We start from the raw sequence: 19,047 nt of genomic DNA on the forward strand, positions 1-19,047 counted from the left end.
CATGGACAGATTCATGTCGCAGCGCTCTGAGGGAGGCTCTGGTGAATTTAATAAGCTTTGCCAATATGTTGGTTGTGCTCGTCGCCATCGCCGTGGTGATATCGATGCTGCTGTGCTACCGCTCGCTCCGGGAGGCCCACGATTGGTCGCTGACCGACGCCCTGTCTGAGGAAGTCGAGTTGACGAAAACTGACGCAGCCGGAACCCCCATCGACGCCGCTGGCATCCCCCTCGCCGCCGGGCAGCTCCCACTAACCGTCACGATGATGAAAGCGAGTTCGAGCCGTTTCATCGCCCTTGTCGGAACCGTCGCGATACTGATGTTATACGTCGGCTTCGGCCTTGCCTGCCTTTATCGCTTTGCCAGCGTCAACGAGATACCCGACATGACGAAGGCGGCGAATTTCTTCTATTCCGGCCTCGTGCTTTTCGCGCCATACCTGATTAACAAGTTCTCGTCGGTCTTCTCGATCTTCAAGCCGTGATACCAGCGATTTCCTTTTCAGACCCGTCAGTCGCGTCGGTTGCAGAGCGCGCAAATATCCCGATGGAATAGTTGCGTTTTTTGTTCTACGCTGCGGCTGTAGATAGGACAACATCCTGATTCCGGGAGAAAAATCGATGTATAAGTTCGAAGTTTACAAGGACAAGGCTGGCGAGTTCCGTTTCCGTTTCAAAGCGCCGAACGGCGAATCCATGTTCGGCTCCGAAGGCTATAAGGCCAAGGCATCGGCGCTGAGCGCCATCGAATCCATCAAGAAGAATTCTCCCGGCGCAGAAGTCGTCGACACGACGAAGGCTGAGGCCTGACCCATCAGGCGGCGCTAAAAGCGCCGCCTCTACACTGCTCGTCCGGCGACCCTGCCGGAAAAGATGCAACCGCCGAGGAAAGTTCCCTCGAGCGCATTGTATCCGTGCATACCTCCACCACCAAAACCTGCTACTTCGCCCGCGGCATAAAGCCCTGGAACCGGATCGCCGCCATGGCCGATCACGCGCGCGGATAGATCCGTCTCCAGACCACCCAGCGACTTGCGTGTCAGGATGTGCAGTCGCACGGCAATGAGCGGCCCAGCCCGCGGGTCAAGCAGCGCGTGCGGCTTCGCCGTCCGCATCAGCTTGTCCCCCAGATATCGTCGCGCACCGCGGATGGCGGTGACCTGGGCGTCCTTGGAAAAGGCATTGGCGATCTCCCGGTCACGCGCCTCGATCTGCGTCCTGAGGCGGCTCGCGTCCACACGCTTCTCGCCGGTCAGTCCGTTCATGCCATCAACAAGCGCTTCGAGCGTGTCGCGAACGATGAAATCCTCGCCCCTATCCATGAACGCCTGGACCGGCCCTGGCGGCTCCTTGCCCAACCGCTTGAGAAGCAGGCGAATGTCCTTACCCGTAATGTCAGGATTCTGCTCGGAACCAGAAAGGGCAAACTCCTTCTTGATGATCGCCTTGGTGAGGATGAACCAGCTGTAGTCATGCCCAGTCGCGCAGATGGCTTTGAGCGTCGCCAGCGTATCGAAGCCGGGCATGGCAGGCGCATCAAAGCGGTTCCCATTGGCATCACACCAGAAGGAGGACGGACCCGGCAGGATACGTATCCCGTGATTGCGCCAGATGGGATCCCAGTTCTTCAGCCCCTCCGTATAGTGCCACATCCGGTCCGAATTGATCTCGCGGCCACCTGCGCGTTCGGAGATCTCGATCATTCGACCATCCACATGGGCAGGCACGCCAGCGACCATATCGGCCGGGGGCCGCCCCAGCCGCTCGACCGGCCATCTCCGGCGCACCGCGTCGTGATTACCCCCGATACCTCCTGATGTGACGATCGTCACATCGGCCCGAACCTCGAAGAGCCCCGAAAAAATGCGGTTCGTCTCCCGCCCTCGCACGGAGGCGTCGGACTGAAGGACGGTGCCGCGGGCGCCGCAGACAATGCCGTCCTGAACAAGGAGATCATCCACCTGATGCCGGAACAAAAGCGTCAAAAGACCCTTCGCTTCCGCTTCACGCACCCGACGGACAAATGGTGCAAGCACAGCAGGCCCGGTTCCCCACGTCACATGGAAGCGTGGCACGGAATTTCCGTGGCCATGCGCCAACCCGCCTCCCCGCTCGGCCCAGCCGACGACCGGGAACCAGCGCATGCCGTGCTGATGAAGCCACGAACGCTTTTCGCTTGCGGCAAATTCGAGATAGGCTTCCGCCCAGCGGCGCGGCCAATAGTCTTCCGGCCGGTCAAACGACGCTGACCCCATCCAATCCTGGCGTGCCAGGCCAAGGCTGTCACGGATCCCCATCAGCCGCTGTTCCGGGCTGTCGACGAAAAACAATCCGCCCAACGACCAGAAGGCCTGCCCGCCGAGGCTTTGTTCGCCTTCCTGTTCAACGATGCAGACCTTCCGCCCGCGATCCGCCGCTTCCGCCGCCGCCACCAAGCCGGCAAGTCCCGCGCCGATGACCAGCACATCGCATTCAATCAAAAGCATTCTCCCCCAAATCTCCGCGAGCCTACGCGGAGCCCCGCTTGGCGACAACGCCACTTTCTTGTCACCGAGATTTTTTTCGCCGGATGTCGAAATGGGCTGATGTCACGTCTCATTGTATCGGAACGGTCTTCCGCCGATCCCCGAACGTTGCAGCTTTTCAGTTTTGGTTCTTAGATGCCTGCACGCCGGTCAACGCAACGAATCTGGAGGAACGCCACATGCAATATGCGCTCATCGTTCGTGAATCATCGCGGGATTTTGCCCGCCGCACCGATCCCACCTATCGCGACGGCTGGATCGCCTACACGCAGGCTCTGATTCAGGCCGGCATCATGACCGGCGGCGCCGGGCTGACCGCACCCGAAACCGGCACGGTGGTGCGACGCAAGGGCGAGGACCACGATGTCCAGGACGGCCCCTATCCCGAAGGTAAGGAACAATTGGGTGGCTTCTATCTGATCGACGTTCCGGATTTCGACACGGCGCTCGAATGGGCGACCCGTGTTCCGGTCTCCGCAGAAGGCTCGGTCGAGGTGCGCCCTCGCCTTCAAATGTGAGGTGGGCATGACCGCCGAAGCCGAGCGCGCCGCCGAAAGGGTGGCGCGCCAATCCTATGGCAAGTTGGTTGCCTTTCTGGCGGCCCGCTCCCGTGATTTGCCGGCCGCCGAGGATGCGCTGTCGCAAGCGCTCGTCGATGCCCTGCGGGTCTGGCCGGAGCGCGGCATTCCCGACAGGCCGGAGGCGTGGCTGCTGGTCGCCGCGCGGCGCAATCTCATGCAGGGGGCGCGCCACCGAAGTGTCCAGGAAAATGCTCGCCCGACCATCGCCCTGGCCTTCGAGGAGGCGGAGGCGAGGATGAACGACGCTGCTGCCGATGCATTTCCGGACGACCGCCTGAAGCTGCTTTTCGTCTGCACCCATCCGCAAATCGATAAGAGCATCCACACCCCGCTGATGCTGCAAGTCGTGCTAGGTATTGACGCAAAAGCCATCGCGCAGGCCTTCGTCGTTTCTCCTGCTGCAATGGGGCAGAGGTTGGTCCGGGCCAAGGCGAACATTCGCGATATCGGCATTGGATTTGCGATACCCGATCGACGCTCGCTGCCCGAGCGTCTGTCCGCCGTGCTCTCTGCAATCTACGCCGCCTACGGGCTTGGTTGGGACGATCTCGATGGTGCCGATGGCGGTCGCAGTGCACTTTCCAGTGAAGCCATCTGGCTCTGCCGCGCGCTGCTTTCGATGCTTCCCGACGAACCGGAGGTTATCGGGTTGCTTGCCTTGATGCTCTATTGCGAAGGTCGGCGGGCCGCGCGGCGTAATGCCGAGGGTGACTACGTCGCGCTGGAACAACAGTCGACGGACCGCTGGAATGCGATCATGCTTGCCGAAGCTGATGCGCTGCTCCGCAAGGCAGGTGCGGTCAACCGCTTCGGTCCGTTCCAATGCATGGCCGCCATTCAGTCCGTACATACTGCGCGTCGTCTGACCGGCACGACGAATTGGGATGCTCTCCTAACCTTCTATGATGCCCTGCTGATGATGCAGCCGACGGTCGGCGCCCGCGTCAGCCGTGCTGCCGTCCTCAGCCGCACCAAAGGTGCCCAAGCCGGACTGGATTGCCTGGCCAGCATGGACGCAAAGGAAATCAAAGCCTATCAACCCTATTGGGCCGTTCGCGCGCATCTGCTGACGGAAGTCAGGAACTATCGGGAAGCGGAGACCGCCTATCTCTCGGCAATCGGCCTCAGCGACAGCCCCGCTGTGCGTGGCTTTCTCCTCGATCGCCTCGCGAACGTTCGAACGGGCGTCGCATAAACCTACTTTTCGGTCAGCTTCAGCTCGATACGACGGTTGGTGGCGCGCGCCTCCGGCGTATCGCCTGGCGTGATCGGCTGGAACTCGCCGAAACCGGCGGCGACGAGACGGTCGGCCGGCACGCCGCGGGAGATCAGGAACTTGACGACCGAGATCGCACGCGCGGACGACAGCTGCCAGTTGTCGCCATAACGACCGGTGCCGGCGAGCGGGACGTTGTCGGTATGCCCGTCGACACGCAGCACCCAGTTGATCTCGGGCGGGATTTCCTTGGCGACGTCGAGAAGCGCGGTCGCAAGCTTTTCCATCTCGACCTGCCCATCCGGATTGAGGTCCGCGCCGCCGGAAGGAAACAGTACTTCCGACTGGAAGACGAACCGGTCACCGACGATCCTGATGTTTTCGCGATCGGACAGAATTTCGCGCAGGCGCCCAAAGAAATCGGAGCGGTAGCGGTTGAGCTCCTGCACGCGTTGCGCGAGCGCGACGTTCAGGCGACGGCCAAGATCCGCGATCTTCGTCTGCGAGCTCTGGTCCTTCTGCTCGGAGGCCTGCAGCGCGGCTTCAATGGCGGCGATCTGGCTACGCAGGGCAGCAATCTGCTGGTTCAGCAACTCGACCTGGCTCATCGCCCGGTCGCTCATCTGCTTCTGTTCGTCGAGCTCTTTTGTCAGATTACCGACACGCGCTTCCGCAGCGCTCTGGCCGCCCGAGCCGGCATCAAGCAGCGCTTTCAACCGCGATCGCTCACCTTCAGCCGACGACAGGGCCGCCTGCAGATTGGCGACACTGTCCTCAAGATCCTGATTGCTTCCCTTCTCCAGCGCCAGAAGCTGCGTCAACTCGTTGATCTGGCTGTTCAGACGGTTGAGAACCTCGTCCCGGCCGGAGATTTCACGACTCAGGATATACTGGCCGACCACGAACACGGTCAGCACGAACATGATGGAGATCAGCAGCGTCGACAATGCATCGACGAAACCTGGCCAATAGTCTATCACGCGCTGAGGGCGACGATTGCGGGCGAGAGCCATGGGTTACTTGCCCTCGGTCTTTTCGGTTTGCGGCACGCGTTGAGAGCGTTCGCTCGAACCGTGCTTTTCTTGGGCGCCGATCCGCTCGGCTAGGCGATCGAGAGTGCGACGCATCGCTTTCGTCTCGTCTTGCTGGGCCTCGATCCAGTCACGCAGCATTTGCTGCTCATTTCGCATGTTCTTGACCAAACCCTGAATGCCTTCGGCAAGGTTCGCCATTGCCGCGACCGACCTCTGCGTGCCGCCGCTGCCCTCTTCCGAGATCCTGCGCATATATTCGGAAAGCGCGCGAACGTCGTCCGGCGAGACTGCCGAGTTGGGACTGATCGCGGGCATGGCCACATCCGAGCCGACATCTGTCACCGACGAAAGCCAGTTCTCCAGTTCCATGTAGAAGCGGTTCTGCGCACGGCCTGCCTGCAGATCGAGGAAACCCAGGATGAGCGAGCCGGACAGACCAAGCAGCGAAGACGAGAACGCCTGGCCCATGCCGGAAAGCGGCATCGACAGCCCTTCCTTCAGTGCACCGAGAACATCGGTCGAACCATTCGAACCCGCGTCAAGCGTCTGAATGACCGAACTGATCGAGCCGATCGTACCGATAAGACCCCAAAAGGTGCCGAGCAGACCGAGGAACACCAGGAGGCCGATCAGATAGCGCGACACGTCGCGCGATTCATCGAGACGGTTGGCAATGGAATCGAGAATGGAGCGGAATGCCGCGGTCGAAATGCCTGCCGAAGCGCTGCGGTTGCCAATCAGAGTCCGCATCGGCGCGAGCAGCTTCGGGTTGCGGCCGACCTTGTCGGCGCTGCCCGCAGCACGGAATGAATTGAACCACCGCACTTCCGGCCTGAGCGACAGCACATGGCTGAAAACCAGGATGATGCCGACGGCCAAGACCCCGAGGATCAAACCGTTGAGGCCGGGATTGTGCATGAAGGCAGTCTGGGCTTGCCGGAATAGAATGGCGGCAATGAACCCGACGATGATCAGAAACAACACCATCGTCCAAAGAAACGGCATCGGACTGGAAAGTTTATAGCTGTAATTGCCCGTGGTTTTTTCGGTCGAGCCGAACTCCGCCACATTCACATTTTCCATAGGTTCCGCAGCCTCCGGATTCATTTCAGCCGGAGACTAGAGCAACATTGCGCCGAATTGAAGTATGCGGGAACGAAAACCGTGTCTTTACAACAGCGATTTACCGTGCGGGAACCGGACGCTTGGCTACTTCAAGTAGTGCCTTCTGGATATATTCGTTGCCCGCGACAACCGAACCGGTTTCGAGAATGGACGAACCGCCATCCCAATCCGAGACATAGCCACCGGCTTCGCGGATAAGGAGGATGCCCGCCGCAATATCCCAGGCCGACAGCCCCGTTTCCCAGTAACCGTCGAAGCGACCCGCCGCCACGTAGGCAAGATCCAGCGACGCCGCGCCCATGCGGCGAATGCCGGCAACTTCACCCATCACGTGGCGAAGCTCAACGAGGAACTTGCCGTGATTGCCGCGACCGAGATGAGGGACACCGCAGGCAATGACGGAGTCCGAAAGCACGCGCCGAGCGCCGACGCGCAGCCGGCGATCGTTCAGGAAGGCGCCACCGCCGCGCTCGGCGGTATAGAGTTCGTCGGTTGCAGGATTGAAGACGACGCCGGCGACGATCTCATTGTCGCGCTCGAGCGCGATCGAGACTGCAAACATTGGAATGCCGTGCAGGAAGTTGGTCGTGCCGTCGAGCGGATCGACGATCCAGCGATGCGCGCCGTCCGTGCCCTTGATCTCCTCGCTCTCCTCGCCGAGAAAGCCGTAGGTGGGGCGCGCCTTCAGGAGCTCGTCCTTGACGATCTTCTCCGCCTTGCGGTCGGCATTGGAGACGAAGTCACCCGGGCCCTTCACCGAAACCTGCAGGTTCTGTACTTCCCCGAAATCACGCCCCAGCGATTTGCCTGCCTTGATGGCAGCCTGAACCATGACATTGAGGAGAGCTGAACGAGCCATGTGAGCACTTTTCCTTGAGCGATAATACGGTACGCGCTGTCAGGGCGGGGTGGGTCCCTGATCGCCAGATAGGGCAGCGCTTATAAGATTGGCGGCCTCAAGACCACAAAATAGGGAAAATTTCAAGAGGAGACCGCCGCGCCGCCCTTCACTCGCACAAATGACCGCAATAATATTCTGGACAGAACGATCTAAAATCGCTATTTGTACGTCATGGCAAGACACAAGGAATTCGAAAAGGACAAGGCTCTCGACGCCGCGATCGGCGTCTTCGCTCAGCATGGCTATGAGGGAAGCTCCACAGACGCGCTGCTGTCAGCGATGAAGATCAGCCGCCAGAGCATGTACGATACGTTCGGCGACAAGCGCAGCCTCTATCTGCAGGCTCTGAAACGCTACAATACCGCCAGCATTCAGCAGATCATCGCCGACATGCAGGACAGCGACCAGCCGCTTGACGCGCTGGAGGGCGCCCTCTTTGCCTTTGCATCGAGACCAACATCGGAGGCGTCGAAAGGCTGCCTTGGTGTCAGCGCGATTTGCGAGTTCGGCCGGACCGATACCGAGGTGTCGCTTCTGACCGACAGCGCCTCCACCGTGCTGGGCAAGGCAATCCATGCGCTCCTCCTGGACAGCCGGACGAAAGGGCAGCTGTCCACCGAAATTGACCCAGAGGCCGCCACCCAGTTCCTTGGTGCTACTCTCTCCGGCATGAAGGTCAGCGCCCGCAACGGTGCCAGCACCGAAACGCTGCGCGCCATCGCCGGTCTCGCTATCCGCAGCTTACGATAACAGATCAATCGAAGAAGGATGACTTCCCATGTTCGATTCTAGACTAAACAGTCCAATAAGGAGAAAAACAAGATGACCAAACCACTTGAAGGAAAAGTCGCAATCGTGACAGGCGGCTCGCGCGGCATCGGCGCGGCGATCGTGCGGAGACTGGCTGCGGATGGCGCCTCGGTCGCCTTCACCTTTGCCAACTCGAAAGACAAGGCCGAGGCGATCGTCAGTGAAATCAAGGCGAAGGGCGGCAGGGCATTTGCAATTCACGCCGACAGCGCGGACGCGGCGGCGGTGCAAAGGGCCATCGACACGGCCGTCGACCATTTCGGCACGCTCGACATTCTCGTGAACAATGCAGGAATTCTGTTGCTGAATAGCCTGGAAGATTTCCCGCTTGAGGACTTCGATCGTATGTTTGCAGTCAACGTCAGAGCGGTCTTTGCCGGCACGCAGGCGGCGGCAAAATACATGCAAACCGGCGGCCGCGTCATAAACATCGGTAGCGTGGTTGCCGAGCGCAGCGGCTTTCCGACATCCGCCGTTTACAGCATGACCAAAGGCGCTGTCGCCGCCATGACACGTGGCCTCGCACGCGATCTCGGTCCGCGAGGCATCACCGTCAACGCCATCCAGCCCGGCCCCACAGAAACCGACATGAATCCTGACCCGCACTCAAACGACATGTTGAAGGGCTTGATGGCACTCGGCCGCCTCGGGGAGGATCGAGAAATCGCAAGCTTCGTGGCCTACCTTGCAAGCCCGGAAGCTTCCTTCATCACCGGCGCCGGCCTGACGATCGACGGTGGCTATCTGGCCTGAGCAATGCCGGCGGCCCGGGCCGTCGGACGTTCAAAACTTCTGCTGCGTGATCAGGACCTCACGGGCAATCTGATCGAAGACCTCTTCGCAGACGCCCTCTTCTAAATTATTGGAACCGGCGGAACTTGTTGGCGGCATCGATGGCCGCCTTCTGCTGGTCTTCCTCGATGCCGAGGTAGAAATCTTCGAGGGCCGGGTCAGGCAGGCCGGCGCGACGCGATAGCACATACCATTTCGCGGCCTCGACCGGGTCCGGCTTGGTACCGAGGGCGTTGATGTAGAGGTGCGCCAGCTTGTTTTGAGCCACCACGTTGCCGCGATTGGCCGCAAGCCGCAACCATTGGAAACCCTTGACGAAATCGCGCGGCCCATTCTGGCCGTTGACCAACCAGATGCCAAGATCGACCTGGGCGGTGTCGTAGCCCGCATGCGCAGCGCGCGCCATCCATTCGCGCGCCAGCTGCTTCTTTTCGTCCGGCAGGTCGGGCAGCGAGGCGTAAATCTCGGCCACCGCATACTGCGCGTCGGCGATGCCCTGTTCGGCAGCCCTCTCGTAGTACGGCAGCGCGAGCTTCAGTCCCTTGTCACCCGGATTGTCGGCCGTCAGGATCTGGCCCCAATTGAACTGTGCAGACGAATTTCCGGCGTCGGCCGCCTTGTGCATATATTCGTCGGCCTTGGCCTTGTCGCGTTTGACGAACCGCCCCTCGATCAGCATCAGCGAATACTTGAACATCGCCGCAGGGTCGCCGCCTTCCGCACCCTTGCTGTACCAGAAAGCCGCGTTCTTCATGTCGCGCTTGACACCCAGGCCGTCCGCCAGGAGTTCACCCATCAGCGTCTGCGCGGCCGGATCGCCAAGCTGGGCGCGCGGCAGAGCTCTTTCCATCGCCGTCAGATAGTAGCCACGCTGATAGGCTCCGTAGGCCTCGTCAACCTGTCCCTTATAGTCCTTTTCCGGCGGCAGATCGGGCAGCTTGGCGCCCATGCGGTCAAAGACCCCGACGCCGGTCGATGGACCAGTGCCGTCTGCCTGGGGCCGTCCTGTTTTCAGTGTCTCCGGGGCGGTCGAGAGCGGCCGCGTCACGACGTTGTCGACCGTCTGGGCGAAAACGCCATGCGTCAGCCCCGCCAGGATGACGACGGCAAAGGCAGCGGAAACGCGCAGGGAGCGGGACAGGATCGGCATGTGCGCGATATCAATCCTCAAACCGTGGCGCTTTTTCGTCCAACAGCGCATTGACCTCGGCGACGATGATTGGCGCACGTCCGGCGTCGCCGAAAACCGCAAGCCGCAACGCCACGAACTCAGCCCCAGTCTCCGCCACCGCGAGCGCGGAAGCCGGATCCGTTCCACCCATCACGATGCAGGGGATCTCGATCATCGAAGCCCACCACTCACCGAGTGCGAGGTTTTTGGGATGCGCCTCCGGCTTGATGTCGCCGTCGAGCTTGCCGAAGAAGATATAATCCGGGCGTTCCTCGCCAATTTCCAGTGCATGATGGCGGTCGGCGGCATTGCCGCCGCCGACGATCAGCTTATCGGCATACTTGTCGATCGCCTCAGAAATTTCGCTGGCCGGACCGGTCAGATGCAGGCCATCCGCCTTGGTGCGCCCGACAACGCGGCTGTCGCCCGCAAGTAGCGCTGCAGCGCCCGCGTGCTGGATGATTGGAACCAGCTTTTCGGCATGCTTCTGAAACTCGCCATCGTTGAGAGCGTATTGCGGCACGATCACCGAGGCGACGTCACCGCCCTTCAAGGCATCGCCGACGACCTTTGCCTGCTCATCAGCATCGGCAAGGTCGGGAGCAATCAGAACTAGGCGGCAGCGGTTTTCCGGTTCGGTCATGAACTCTTTCCATTTACAGCGGAACAGGCCGTTTTGCGGCCGATCTGCACTCGTCCTGTGTGAGTAATTCCGTTAGACGGGGCTGGCAAGGGGAGGATTTTCAAAAGCATGCCGATGGACCTGTCATTTTATTACGCCGCCGTTCCCGCTGTCATTCTGGTTGGACTTGCAAAGGGCGGCATGGGCGATGCGCTGTCACTGATCGGACTACCCTTTCTCGCCCTCGTTGTCTCACCCGTTCAGGCGGCTGCAATCCTGCTTCCGATCCTCATTTTCATGGACATGATCTCACTCGTGATCTGGCGCAAGCACGGCGACTGGACAACGCTGAGGATCATGCTGCCGGGAGCGCTGTTCGGGATCGCCCTCGGCTGGGCAACCTCCGCCCTCGTGCCGGGCAATGTGCTTCGCGTCGTCATTGGCGTCGTCACTATCCTCTTTTGCCTGCGCTATTTCTGGAACAACTTTGGCCCCGCCGCCGGAAAGAACACACCACCCCACGGCCAGCGACCGCTGCTGGCGACGATCTGGGGAAGCCTCTCAGGCTATGGTAGTTTCGTCGCCCATGCCGGCGGCGCGCCGTTCCAGATCTATGCACTGCCGCTGCAGATGCAACCCCGCGAATATACCGGCACGAGCGTCCGCTTCTTCGCGATCCTCAATGCCGTAAAGCTCATTCCGTACTTCGCGCTTGGCCAGCTCGACACGCAGAACCTCGCCACATCCGCCACGCTTCTGCCGTTTGCCCCGCTTGCGACAATTGCCGGCGCCTGGTGCGTGCGTCGTATGAAGCCGGCGATCTTCTATCCTTTCATGTATGCGATGGCCCTCGTTGCGGCGGTTTTGATCGCTAAGGAAGGCGCCGGTTTCTAACAATTTTGGGTTTCGTTGCGCCGCACAATTTCCTTGCCCGATTGCGCCGTTTGACGTAGCTTTCCGGCATGTCGAACACGGATCCCTTCACTGCGATAGCCGATCCCCACCGGCGCTTCCTGCTGGAAGAACTTCGACGTGCGCCGAAGACCGTGAACGAGCTTGCCGAGGGGCTTCCCATCAGCCGCCCTGCCGTCTCCCAGCACCTCAAGGCGCTGCTGGATTGCAATCTGGTTTCGGTCACCGCAGAGGGCACGCGACGCATCTACGCCGTCAACAATCGTGGTTTTGACAAGCTCAATCTCTGGCTCGATCAGTTCTGGGCCTGACAGCTCCCTCAAACGAAAAACGCCGGCTCGCGACTTTCCGTCGGAACCGGCGTATATTTGCCTGTCGAGCACGAACTCATCTAAACTTCTGATGAAATTGGACTTTTGCCTTCTCCGTTTAGGACCGCACTCGGTAATTCATGCATCGTTCTCAATGGAAAGATGATTTCAGGCGCTCAATCTCGTCCTTGATCCGCAATTTTCTGCGTTTGCACTCAGCAACTTCATTATCGTTTCGGGAGGGGGATATCATAAGCGTATGCAACTCCTCCTCGAGAGCAACATGCTTTTTCTGGAGTGACTCAAGATGAGCTTGAACAGTCATTTGACCCTTCCTTCCTCTTACCTCTCCCCGGCCAACACCGCCGGAGATCCAAGGCGTCAACCTTTTGACTGTGACATATTTTTGAAGGCTTGTCGAAGGTGAAAACAAGGAGAACACGTGGCAAAATCATGACGAACAGCCGCTAGCCGTTACCTCCATTTGGTGATAGGAGCTTGCGGAAATCATCGGCAAAACGGACGATGTCCGAAGACGGTTATGGGGAATGCATATGGCCGATCAGGAACAGGCAGAAATCAGGCTCATAGTGGCGCGACTGCGCCAGGAGCACGAAGATTACGATGCCGCGATCAATGCCATGATTGCCACCGGATGTGATGCATTGCGCGTCCAGCGTATGAAAAAGAAGAAACTGGTGATCAAAGACAAGCTGACGAAGCTCGAAGACCAGATCATCCCTGATATCATCGCCTGAGGGGAACGCCGTGACGATGACAGACAGACCGCCCGTTGCCATCATCATGGGAAGCCAATCCGATTGGGAGACCATGAAGAATGCTGCGGACACGCTTGAGGCGCTCGAAATTCCCTATGATGCGCGCATCATATCGGCCCATCGCACGCCGGATCGCCTGGTAAACTTCGCCAAGACCGCACGCGATGAAGGCTTTAAGGTGATTATCGCCGGCGCGGGCGGCGCAGCTCATCTGCCGGGCATGGCCGCAGCCATGACGCCGCTTCCCGTTTTCGGCGTCCCCGTTCAATCGAAGGCGCTGTCCGGTCAGGATAGTCTCCTCTCCATCGTCCAGATGCCGGGCGGAATTCCGGTCGGTACACTTGCCATCGGCAAGCCCGGAGCGATCAATGCAGCGCTTCTGGCTGCTGCAGTCCTGGCATTGTCGGATGAGGACATTGCCGAGCGGCTTGACGACTGGCGCGAGCGCCAGAGCGCGGCCGTTGCCGAATATCCAATGGACGACCTATGACTGTAAGAACAATCGGCATCATCGGTGGCGGTCAGCTTGGCCGCATGCTTGCCATGGCCGCAGCGCGACTGAACTTCCGCACCGTCGTTCTGGAACCGCAGCCCGACTGTCCGGCAGCGCAGGTCGCCAACGAACAGATTGTCGCCGCCTACGATGATCCTGCCGCGCTCACCGAGCTTGCGACGGCGTGCGAGGTCGTCACATACGAGTTCGAGAACGTCCCGGTTGCCGCGGCGGAAGCGCTTGCGAGCACGGTCCCGGTTTATCCACCGCCGAAGGCGCTCGAGGCTGCCCAGGACCGCCTGGTCGAAAAGCGCTTCATCAACGGCTGCGGCATCCCGACAGCGGGCTTTCACGCCGTCGACAGTCAGGCCGACCTCGAGGCGGCGCTCAGCGATTTCGGCGGCCGCGGCGTCCTGAAGACCCGTCGGCTTGGCTACGACGGCAAGGGGCAGAAGGTATTCCGCTCTGCGGCTGACACGCCGGATGGCGCCTTTGCCGCCCTCGGCAACGTGCCACTCATTCTCGAGAGCTTTGTTTCATTCGAGCGCGAGATCTCGATCATTGCAGCGCGTGCAACCGACGGCACTATCGTTTGCTACGATCCCGCCGAAAATGTTCACCGCGACGGCATCCTGCACACCTCAACGGTGCCGGCTTCCGTCCCGGCGACTGCGGCAGCCGACGCCCGCGAGGCGGCCGGAAAGATCCTGACGGCCCTCGGCTACGTCGGTGTTATCGGCATCGAATTCTTTGTGCTAGCGGACGGCAGCCTGATCGCCAATGAAATGGCGCCTCGCGTCCATAATTCTGGCCACTGGACGGAAGCTGCTTGCATCATCTCGCAGTTCGAGCAGCATATCCGGGCGGTTGCCGGCCTGCCGCTAGGCAATGCCGACCGCCACTCGGACTGCGTGATGCAGAACCTGATCGGCGACGATATTCTGGCGCTCCCGGACTGGCTGCGGCGGGCGGATACGCTGGTGCACCTCTACGGCAAGACGGAATCGCGTCCTGGCCGCAAGATGGGGCACGTCACGACGTTGACCGCGAAATTGCCGGTTTTCCCCTGACAAAAGCCGCTTCGGCCATGGGAAAAACACGGTCATGTGGTTGACACGGGGAAGTCGTCGGGTTATCTGCACGCCCAACCTGAAGAGCGCGCCCTGAGCGCGCTTTTGAATGTAATAGATACGGGCGAATGTGAATTCCCCCTCAAACATCGCGGATCAAAACAATGAAGATCAAGAATTCGCTCAAGTCGCTCAAGGCTCGTCACCGTGACAACCGCCTGGTTCGCCGCAAGGGCCGCATCTACATCATCAACAAGCTGAACCCGCGCTACAAGGCTCGTCAGGGCTGATTTAGCGCGTCTGGACGTTCGTGGCATTTGCCCGCGACTGCCCAGGGATTGCCTCGGCAATCAAATCAAATTGCTTTGATCTTCAGCGATGGCGGGCTACTATGCCCGCCATGCGCTTTTTTGCTATGACGTGCGCGGCGCTGCCGCTATCCCTCGTTCTGCTCGCTCCCGTTGTTCCTGCCGCCGCCGCGGAAAAGGAAGTCATTGTCGAGCAACCGGACGCAAACCTCACACCCAGGCAGCATCTGGATCAGCTCTATGCACAGCTGAAGCGGGAACGCGATCCGGACAAAGCGAGCGGCATTGCCAATGAAATCCGTACCGAATGGAACGACTCCGGCAGTGCGACCGTCAACCTCCTGATGCAATGGGCCGACAAGGCGATCGAGGAGAAGCGCACTGCCGCCGCCCTCGATTTCCTCGACCAGGCGATCGCCCTCAAGCCAGATTACGCCGAAAGCTGGAATCGCCGCGCGACCCTCAACTATGCCAATGACAGCTATCGCAAGTCGATGTCTGACATCGAGCATGTGCTTGACCTCGAGCCACGCCATTTCGGCGCGCTTTCCGGCATGGCCGCCATTCTTACGGAAACCGGCAACGACCAGTTGGCCCTGAAAGCCTGGGAACGTTTCCTGGAGATCTATCCAGCCAATCGAAGCGCCCAGGAGCAGATGAATACGCTCTCTGAAAAGCTGGCCGGCAGCCGCACCTGATCTTGACGCCAGCGCCGGCAGCCCAATCTTACGCGTCGGTTACGTGATCTCAGCAGATATTGCCATGCTTGCCGAAGCTTCCGTTTTCATTGCCTCTGTTGCCGCCGCTCTTGGCTACTCCGCCTACAAGGAACGGCGGTTCGAGGCTGATTGTCCGAACATCGGCCAACTGACGGATATCGGCGGATATCGGCTGAATGCCTTTCACGTCCCTCGCCCCAAAACTGCCGATCTGCCGCCGCTCGTGTTCATCCACGGTGCGGCCGGAAATCTGCTTGACCAAGTCGGTGCCTTCCTGCAGCCGTTGGGGGGCCGCGCGGAAATGCTGTTCGTCGACCGCCCGGGTCATGGTTATTCGGAGCGCGGCGGTTCCGAGAATGCCCTGCCCTCGGGGCAGGCGGACGCGATCGCGAAACTGATGAAAAAACGAGGCATCAAGCGGGCCATTATCGTCGGTCATTCCTTCGGCGGCGCCATTGCCGCCGCTTTCGGCGTCCGCCACCCCGAGATGACCGAGGGCCTGCTCTTCCTCGCTCCAGCGACGCATCCCTGGCCTGGCGGACTGGACTGGTACTATAATGTCGCGGCGATGCCCGTGCTTGGCTGGCTCTTCAACCACACAATCGTCGTGCCGCTCGGCCTGCGGCGCCTCGAACAAGCGACATTGAATGTCTTCCGGCCCAATCCACGCCCGGATGATTACATCGCAAAGACGGGACCGACCCTGGTGCTACGCCCAACTGCCTTCTACAACAACGCCGTCGATTGCATGCGCCTCCTGCCTTATCTCAAGGCCCATTCTCCGCAGTACGCCAATATCACCGCGCCAACCGTCATCGTCACCGGTGACAGCGATGCCATCGTTTGGGAACACCTTCATTCGCAGGGTCTGGCCCGTGATATCGCCGGTTCCGAGCTGGTTAGAATCCGCGGCCTCGGCCATAAGCCGGATTACGTGGTCACCGATGTCGCCGTTGCCGCCATGGAGAAGATCGGCGGCGCTGCTCGCGACCTGCAGGCCCTCGCGCGCCAGGCAGAACGTCGCCTGATCGTTGAAGAACCTGCACAATTGGCGGACACCGTTGCGCCTTTCGGCCACCCGGCGGGGCTGACGCCGCCGGTAACAACGGGAAACTGATAAACAGCACGTTCTTATGTACCAACCTCGGCGGTTGCCCACATTGCCGAGCGCTGGCTGCGTCCCATATCCATTGCACTATCATGCTTTGAGGGAAGTCATGGATCACCCCTATTTTCGGATATCTGCCGTCGTCGCGGCGTTCTCATTTGTTCTCGCGCCATCGGCGTTCGCCGCTTCACCGGCGCCGGTCGAGGCCGAGCACGGTATGGTCGTAACCGCCCAGCACCTAGCGACCGATGTCGGCGTCGATGTGCTGAAGAATGGCGGCAATGCCGTCGATGCCGCGGTCGCCGTCGGCTACGCGCTCGCCGTCGTCTATCCGACGGCCGGCAATCTCGGTGGCGGCGGCTTCATGACAATCCGGCTGAAGGACGGCAAGACGACATTCCTCGATTTCCGCGAGCGCGCGCCATTGGCAGCCACCAAGGCCATGTATCTTGACGGCAAGGGCGATATCGTTCCCCGTGCCAGCCTTGACGGCTATCTTGCCGTCGGCGTGCCAGGATCCGTAAAGGGCTTCGAGATGGCCCGCGAGAAGTACGGCACCAAGTCGCGGCAGGATCTGTTGGCGCCCGCCATCCGCTACGCCAAGGAAGGCTTCACGCTGGAACAGGGCGACGTCGCCAGCATTGGCGGTAGCGCGAAGCGGCTCGCGAAGGACGAGGCCGCGGCAAAGATCTTTCTGAAAGCGGAGGGCAAACCGTACGCCGTCGGCGAGAAGCTTGTGCAACCCGACCTTGCCGCCGTTCTATCCAGCATCGCTGACACAGGACCCGACGCTTTCTACAAGGGCACGCCCGCAGAGGCGATCGTCAAGGCGAGCCAGGCGAAGGGCGGCATACTCGCCAAGGAGGATTTCGAGCAATACGCGGTGCGTGAACTGAAGCCGGTCGAGTGCAGCTATCGCGGCTACGACATCATCTCGTCGCCTCCTCCCTCCTCGGGCGGCGTCATCATCTGCGAAATCCTCAACGTTCTGGAAGACTATCCTCTTTCCTTCCTCGGCTACGGCTCGGCCGAGACGGTGCACCTGATGGTCGAGGCGATGCGCTACGCCTATGTCGATCGCAACGCCGCCCTTGGCGACCCTGACTTCGTCGACAACCCCGTCTCGACAATGCTCGACAAAGGTTACGCCAAGGCGATCCGCGCCAAGATCGATCCCTACAAGGCGGGCACCTCCGCCAACCTGAAACCTCTGGGCGCTAAGGAAAGCGTCGAAACCACGCATTATTCGATCATCGACGACGAAGGAAATGCCGTCGCCGTCACTTACACGCTGAACGGCAACTTCGGCGCCGGCGTCGTCGCTCCCGGTACCGGCGTTCTGCTCAACAACGAAATGGACGATTTCACTTCGAAGCCCGGCGTTCCCAATCTCTACGGGCTCATCCAAGGCGAGGCCAATGCGATCGCACCGAAGAAAACGCCGCTCTCCTCCATGAGCCCGACGATCGTGACCAAGGACGGCAAACCCTTCATGGTCATCGGCAGCCCTGGTGGCTCGCGCATTATCACTATCACGCTGGAGACCATCCTCAACGTGATCGATTTCGGCATGGACATCAGTCAGGCGGTCAACGCCCCGCGCATTCACCATCAATGGCAACCGGACAAGATCTACTTCGAGCCCTACACTTTGTCGCCCGATACGATCCGGGCATTGATCGCCATGGGGCACACGCTGGACGATGGCAGCGGCCCGCCGCAATGGGGACAGGCCGCTGGTATCCTTGTCGGCGGCAAGAGCCTTGCCGATATCGCGAAGGGCGGCGGAGCACGCTACTACGGCGCGATGGACAGCCGCGCCGCCGAAGGTTCCGCCAGCGGATACTGATCACGGATACGCGCGTGGACGAAATCGCCTTCGACGCTGACGCGCGGCCGGGCGCCGGGCACACTTGGTTCCAGGCTATCGACGTAAGAAGCTTTGGCGATGACGGAATAGTGGATCACTGGCGTGGCGCTGATCGCCTCGGCAACGGCCGATATCGCCATCAGTCTCGACCTCGAGCAGAGCGGTGGTCTCCATGCCGGCGCGATTGTCACGCTTGGCAACGTGATCACGCTCCTGATTCTCGGCACCGCGGCGTCGATCGCGAGCGGCAGTCAGTCGATCGCCGCGACCCCTTCGGAACCGCCCGCCCCACCCGCACCGAGTCAGGAAGACGATACGATTGCCAGCGCGCTCGAAAATCTGATGCGCTCCCGAGAGCTCTACCGTGATCCCGACCTCAATCTCGGCCGCATCGCCCGCAAGATGAGTCTTCCGGCCCGGCGCGTTTCGATGGCGGTCAACCGCGTCCATAGTGTCAGCGTCTCGCAATATGTGAACGACTTTCGTATCCGCGCGGCCTGTCAGGCACTTGTGAACATGGACGAGCCGGTTACGCGGCTGATGTTCGATTGCGGCTTCATCAGCAAGTCGAATTTCAATCGCGAGTTCCTGCGCGTCACCGGCACCAACCCGACCGAATTCAGGCGACGCCGCCGTCACAAATCGGAGGCCGTCGCTACGCAACCGACGCTTTTTGTGTCACGGTGACAAAGTCACCGTT

Annotated in this window: 23 protein-coding genes; 16 read left to right on the forward strand and 7 right to left on the reverse strand. The window is 60.5% G+C overall.

The genetic code is table 11. From position 1 onward, the window contains the following. The first annotated feature begins 41 nt into the window (after positions 1–41). Both FHT76_RS19505 and FHT76_RS19510 read left to right on the forward strand, forming a co-directional pair. Positions 42–485, forward strand: coding sequence for a hypothetical protein (locus FHT76_RS19505; protein ID WP_183755739.1), 444 nt, complete (start codon positions 42–44; stop codon positions 483–485). Positions 486–621: 136 nt separating this feature from the next. Then, the gene (locus FHT76_RS19510) at positions 622–810 is read left to right on the forward strand and encodes a YegP family protein (protein WP_007527415.1); all 189 of its coding nucleotides are present in this window, start codon (positions 622–624) and stop codon (positions 808–810) included. 29 nt (positions 811–839) lie between these two features. On the opposite strand, the gene FHT76_RS19515 is transcribed toward FHT76_RS19510, so the two are convergent. Beyond that, on the reverse strand, positions 840–2,486 hold the full coding sequence (locus tag FHT76_RS19515) for an FAD-binding dehydrogenase (RefSeq protein WP_405049282.1): 1,647 nt from the start codon (positions 2,484–2,486) through the stop codon (positions 840–842). 218 nt (positions 2,487–2,704) lie between these two features. On the opposite strand from FHT76_RS19515, the gene FHT76_RS19520 reads away from it, so the two are divergent. Together FHT76_RS19520 and FHT76_RS19525 are read left to right on the forward strand one after the other, a co-directional pair. After that, a complete protein-coding gene (locus FHT76_RS19520) occupies positions 2,705–3,043 on the forward strand; it encodes a YciI family protein (protein ID WP_016557162.1) in 339 nt (112 codons plus the stop codon). Between the two features lie 7 nt (positions 3,044–3,050). Then, complete coding sequence (locus FHT76_RS19525) at positions 3,051–4,301, forward strand: RNA polymerase sigma factor (protein ID WP_183862158.1); 1,251 nt, start codon at positions 3,051–3,053, stop codon at positions 4,299–4,301. A 2-nt stretch (positions 4,302–4,303) separates the two neighbouring features. On the opposite strand, the gene FHT76_RS19530 is transcribed toward FHT76_RS19525, so the two are convergent. The 3 genes from FHT76_RS19530 to FHT76_RS19540 form a co-directional block, all read right to left on the reverse strand. Next, positions 4,304–5,335, reverse strand: coding sequence for a peptidoglycan -binding protein (locus tag FHT76_RS19530; RefSeq protein WP_183862160.1), 1,032 nt, complete (start codon positions 5,333–5,335; stop codon positions 4,304–4,306). Between the two features lie 3 nt (positions 5,336–5,338). Further along, positions 5,339–6,439, reverse strand: a complete 1,101-nt coding sequence (locus FHT76_RS19535) for a flagellar motor protein MotA (RefSeq protein WP_183862161.1) — start codon at positions 6,437–6,439, stop codon at positions 5,339–5,341. Positions 6,440–6,539: 100 nt separating this feature from the next. Continuing rightward, complete coding sequence (locus FHT76_RS19540) at positions 6,540–7,340, reverse strand: inositol monophosphatase family protein (RefSeq protein ID WP_259185771.1); 801 nt, start codon at positions 7,338–7,340, stop codon at positions 6,540–6,542. Positions 7,341–7,553: 213 nt separating this feature from the next. Between FHT76_RS19540 and FHT76_RS19545 the strand changes: the two genes are divergently transcribed. Together FHT76_RS19545 and FHT76_RS19550 are read left to right on the forward strand one after the other, a co-directional pair. Further along, on the forward strand, positions 7,554–8,132 hold the full coding sequence (locus FHT76_RS19545; RefSeq protein ID WP_183862163.1) for a TetR/AcrR family transcriptional regulator: 579 nt from the start codon (positions 7,554–7,556) through the stop codon (positions 8,130–8,132). A gap of 72 nt (positions 8,133–8,204) precedes the next feature. Then, positions 8,205–8,945 carry a 3-oxoacyl-ACP reductase family protein gene (locus tag FHT76_RS19550; RefSeq protein ID WP_183862165.1) on the forward strand — a complete coding sequence of 247 codons (741 nt, stop codon included), beginning with the start codon at positions 8,205–8,207 and terminating at the stop codon, positions 8,943–8,945. 106 nt (positions 8,946–9,051) lie between these two features. Here the strand turns inward: FHT76_RS19550 and FHT76_RS19555 are convergent, their stop codons facing one another. After that, positions 9,052–10,134, reverse strand: a complete 1,083-nt coding sequence (locus tag FHT76_RS19555; RefSeq protein WP_183755746.1) for a tetratricopeptide repeat protein — start codon at positions 10,132–10,134, stop codon at positions 9,052–9,054. 10 nt (positions 10,135–10,144) lie between these two features. Next, positions 10,145–10,798 carry a thiamine phosphate synthase gene (locus FHT76_RS19560; RefSeq protein ID WP_183862167.1) on the reverse strand — a complete coding sequence of 218 codons (654 nt, stop codon included), beginning with the start codon at positions 10,796–10,798 and terminating at the stop codon, positions 10,145–10,147. 108 nt (positions 10,799–10,906) lie between these two features. Between FHT76_RS19560 and FHT76_RS19565 the strand changes: the two genes are divergently transcribed. Next, a complete protein-coding gene (locus tag FHT76_RS19565; protein ID WP_183862169.1) occupies positions 10,907–11,671 on the forward strand; it encodes a sulfite exporter TauE/SafE family protein in 765 nt (254 codons plus the stop codon). A gap of 68 nt (positions 11,672–11,739) precedes the next feature. Continuing rightward, the gene (locus FHT76_RS19570; protein ID WP_016557152.1) at positions 11,740–12,000 is read left to right on the forward strand and encodes a helix-turn-helix transcriptional regulator; all 261 of its coding nucleotides are present in this window, start codon (positions 11,740–11,742) and stop codon (positions 11,998–12,000) included. 151 nt (positions 12,001–12,151) lie between these two features. On the opposite strand, the gene FHT76_RS19575 is transcribed toward FHT76_RS19570, so the two are convergent. Then, the gene (locus tag FHT76_RS19575; protein WP_016557151.1) at positions 12,152–12,325 is read right to left on the reverse strand and encodes a YdcH family protein; all 174 of its coding nucleotides are present in this window, start codon (positions 12,323–12,325) and stop codon (positions 12,152–12,154) included. Positions 12,326–12,554: 229 nt separating this feature from the next. Between FHT76_RS19575 and FHT76_RS19580 the strand changes: the two genes are divergently transcribed. From FHT76_RS19580 to FHT76_RS19615, 8 genes are all read left to right on the forward strand, one after another. Continuing rightward, positions 12,555–12,758 carry a YdcH family protein gene (locus FHT76_RS19580; RefSeq protein ID WP_016557150.1) on the forward strand — a complete coding sequence of 68 codons (204 nt, stop codon included), beginning with the start codon at positions 12,555–12,557 and terminating at the stop codon, positions 12,756–12,758. Positions 12,759–12,774: 16 nt separating this feature from the next. Then, positions 12,775–13,269, forward strand: a complete 495-nt coding sequence (purE, locus tag FHT76_RS19585) for a 5-(carboxyamino)imidazole ribonucleotide mutase (protein WP_016557149.1) — start codon at positions 12,775–12,777, stop codon at positions 13,267–13,269. Continuing rightward, positions 13,266–14,342: a 5-(carboxyamino)imidazole ribonucleotide synthase gene (locus FHT76_RS19590; RefSeq protein WP_183862171.1), complete on the forward strand. Its 1,077-nt coding sequence runs from the start codon at positions 13,266–13,268 to the stop codon at positions 14,340–14,342. The genes purE and FHT76_RS19590 overlap by 4 nt, the downstream gene beginning before the upstream one ends. Before the next feature lie 164 nt (positions 14,343–14,506). After that, positions 14,507–14,632, forward strand: coding sequence for a type B 50S ribosomal protein L36 (gene ykgO, locus FHT76_RS19595; RefSeq protein WP_003582204.1), 126 nt, complete (start codon positions 14,507–14,509; stop codon positions 14,630–14,632). 101 nt (positions 14,633–14,733) lie between these two features. Continuing rightward, on the forward strand, positions 14,734–15,348 hold the full coding sequence (locus tag FHT76_RS19600) for a hypothetical protein (RefSeq protein WP_183755750.1): 615 nt from the start codon (positions 14,734–14,736) through the stop codon (positions 15,346–15,348). A 64-nt stretch (positions 15,349–15,412) separates the two neighbouring features. Next, positions 15,413–16,486 carry an alpha/beta fold hydrolase gene (locus FHT76_RS19605; RefSeq protein WP_183862173.1) on the forward strand — a complete coding sequence of 358 codons (1,074 nt, stop codon included), beginning with the start codon at positions 15,413–15,415 and terminating at the stop codon, positions 16,484–16,486. Positions 16,487–16,586: 100 nt separating this feature from the next. Further along, positions 16,587–18,326, forward strand: coding sequence for a gamma-glutamyltransferase (ggt, locus tag FHT76_RS19610; protein WP_183862175.1), 1,740 nt, complete (start codon positions 16,587–16,589; stop codon positions 18,324–18,326). Between the two features lie 123 nt (positions 18,327–18,449). Next, a complete protein-coding gene (locus tag FHT76_RS19615; protein ID WP_259128927.1) occupies positions 18,450–19,034 on the forward strand; it encodes an AraC family transcriptional regulator in 585 nt (194 codons plus the stop codon). Positions 19,035–19,047: the final 13 nt, after the last annotated feature.

The sequence above is a fragment of the Rhizobium sp. BK176 genome (assembly GCF_024808055.1).

Coding starts and splice junctions, on each gene's coding strand:
- FHT76_RS19510 (WP_007527415.1), top strand. CDS start 622: ATGTATAAGTTCGAAGTTTACAAGGACAAGGCTGGCGAGTTCCGTTTC.
- FHT76_RS19515 (WP_405049282.1), bottom strand. CDS start 2,486: ATGCTTTTGATTGAATGCGATGTGCTGGTCATCGGCGCGGGACTTGCC.
- FHT76_RS19520 (WP_016557162.1), top strand. CDS start 2,705: ATGCAATATGCGCTCATCGTTCGTGAATCATCGCGGGATTTTGCCCGC.
- FHT76_RS19525 (WP_183862158.1), top strand. CDS start 3,051: ATGACCGCCGAAGCCGAGCGCGCCGCCGAAAGGGTGGCGCGCCAATCC.
- FHT76_RS19530 (WP_183862160.1), bottom strand. CDS start 5,335: ATGGCTCTCGCCCGCAATCGTCGCCCTCAGCGCGTGATAGACTATTGG.
- FHT76_RS19535 (WP_183862161.1), bottom strand. CDS start 6,439: ATGGAAAATGTGAATGTGGCGGAGTTCGGCTCGACCGAAAAAACCACG.
- FHT76_RS19540 (WP_259185771.1), bottom strand. CDS start 7,340: ATGGCTCGTTCAGCTCTCCTCAATGTCATGGTTCAGGCTGCCATCAAG.
- FHT76_RS19545 (WP_183862163.1), top strand. CDS start 7,554: ATGGCAAGACACAAGGAATTCGAAAAGGACAAGGCTCTCGACGCCGCG.
- FHT76_RS19550 (WP_183862165.1), top strand. CDS start 8,205: ATGACCAAACCACTTGAAGGAAAAGTCGCAATCGTGACAGGCGGCTCG.
- FHT76_RS19555 (WP_183755746.1), bottom strand. CDS start 10,134: ATGCCGATCCTGTCCCGCTCCCTGCGCGTTTCCGCTGCCTTTGCCGTC.
- FHT76_RS19560 (WP_183862167.1), bottom strand. CDS start 10,798: ATGACCGAACCGGAAAACCGCTGCCGCCTAGTTCTGATTGCTCCCGAC.
- FHT76_RS19565 (WP_183862169.1), top strand. CDS start 10,907: ATGCCGATGGACCTGTCATTTTATTACGCCGCCGTTCCCGCTGTCATT.
- FHT76_RS19570 (WP_016557152.1), top strand. CDS start 11,740: ATGTCGAACACGGATCCCTTCACTGCGATAGCCGATCCCCACCGGCGC.
- FHT76_RS19575 (WP_016557151.1), bottom strand. CDS start 12,325: ATGACTGTTCAAGCTCATCTTGAGTCACTCCAGAAAAAGCATGTTGCT.
- FHT76_RS19580 (WP_016557150.1), top strand. CDS start 12,555: ATGGCCGATCAGGAACAGGCAGAAATCAGGCTCATAGTGGCGCGACTG.
- purE (WP_016557149.1), top strand. CDS start 12,775: ATGACAGACAGACCGCCCGTTGCCATCATCATGGGAAGCCAATCCGAT.
- FHT76_RS19590 (WP_183862171.1), top strand. CDS start 13,266: ATGACTGTAAGAACAATCGGCATCATCGGTGGCGGTCAGCTTGGCCGC.
- ykgO (WP_003582204.1), top strand. CDS start 14,507: ATGAAGATCAAGAATTCGCTCAAGTCGCTCAAGGCTCGTCACCGTGAC.
- FHT76_RS19600 (WP_183755750.1), top strand. CDS start 14,734: ATGCCCGCCATGCGCTTTTTTGCTATGACGTGCGCGGCGCTGCCGCTA.
- FHT76_RS19605 (WP_183862173.1), top strand. CDS start 15,413: ATGCTTGCCGAAGCTTCCGTTTTCATTGCCTCTGTTGCCGCCGCTCTT.
- ggt (WP_183862175.1), top strand. CDS start 16,587: ATGGATCACCCCTATTTTCGGATATCTGCCGTCGTCGCGGCGTTCTCA.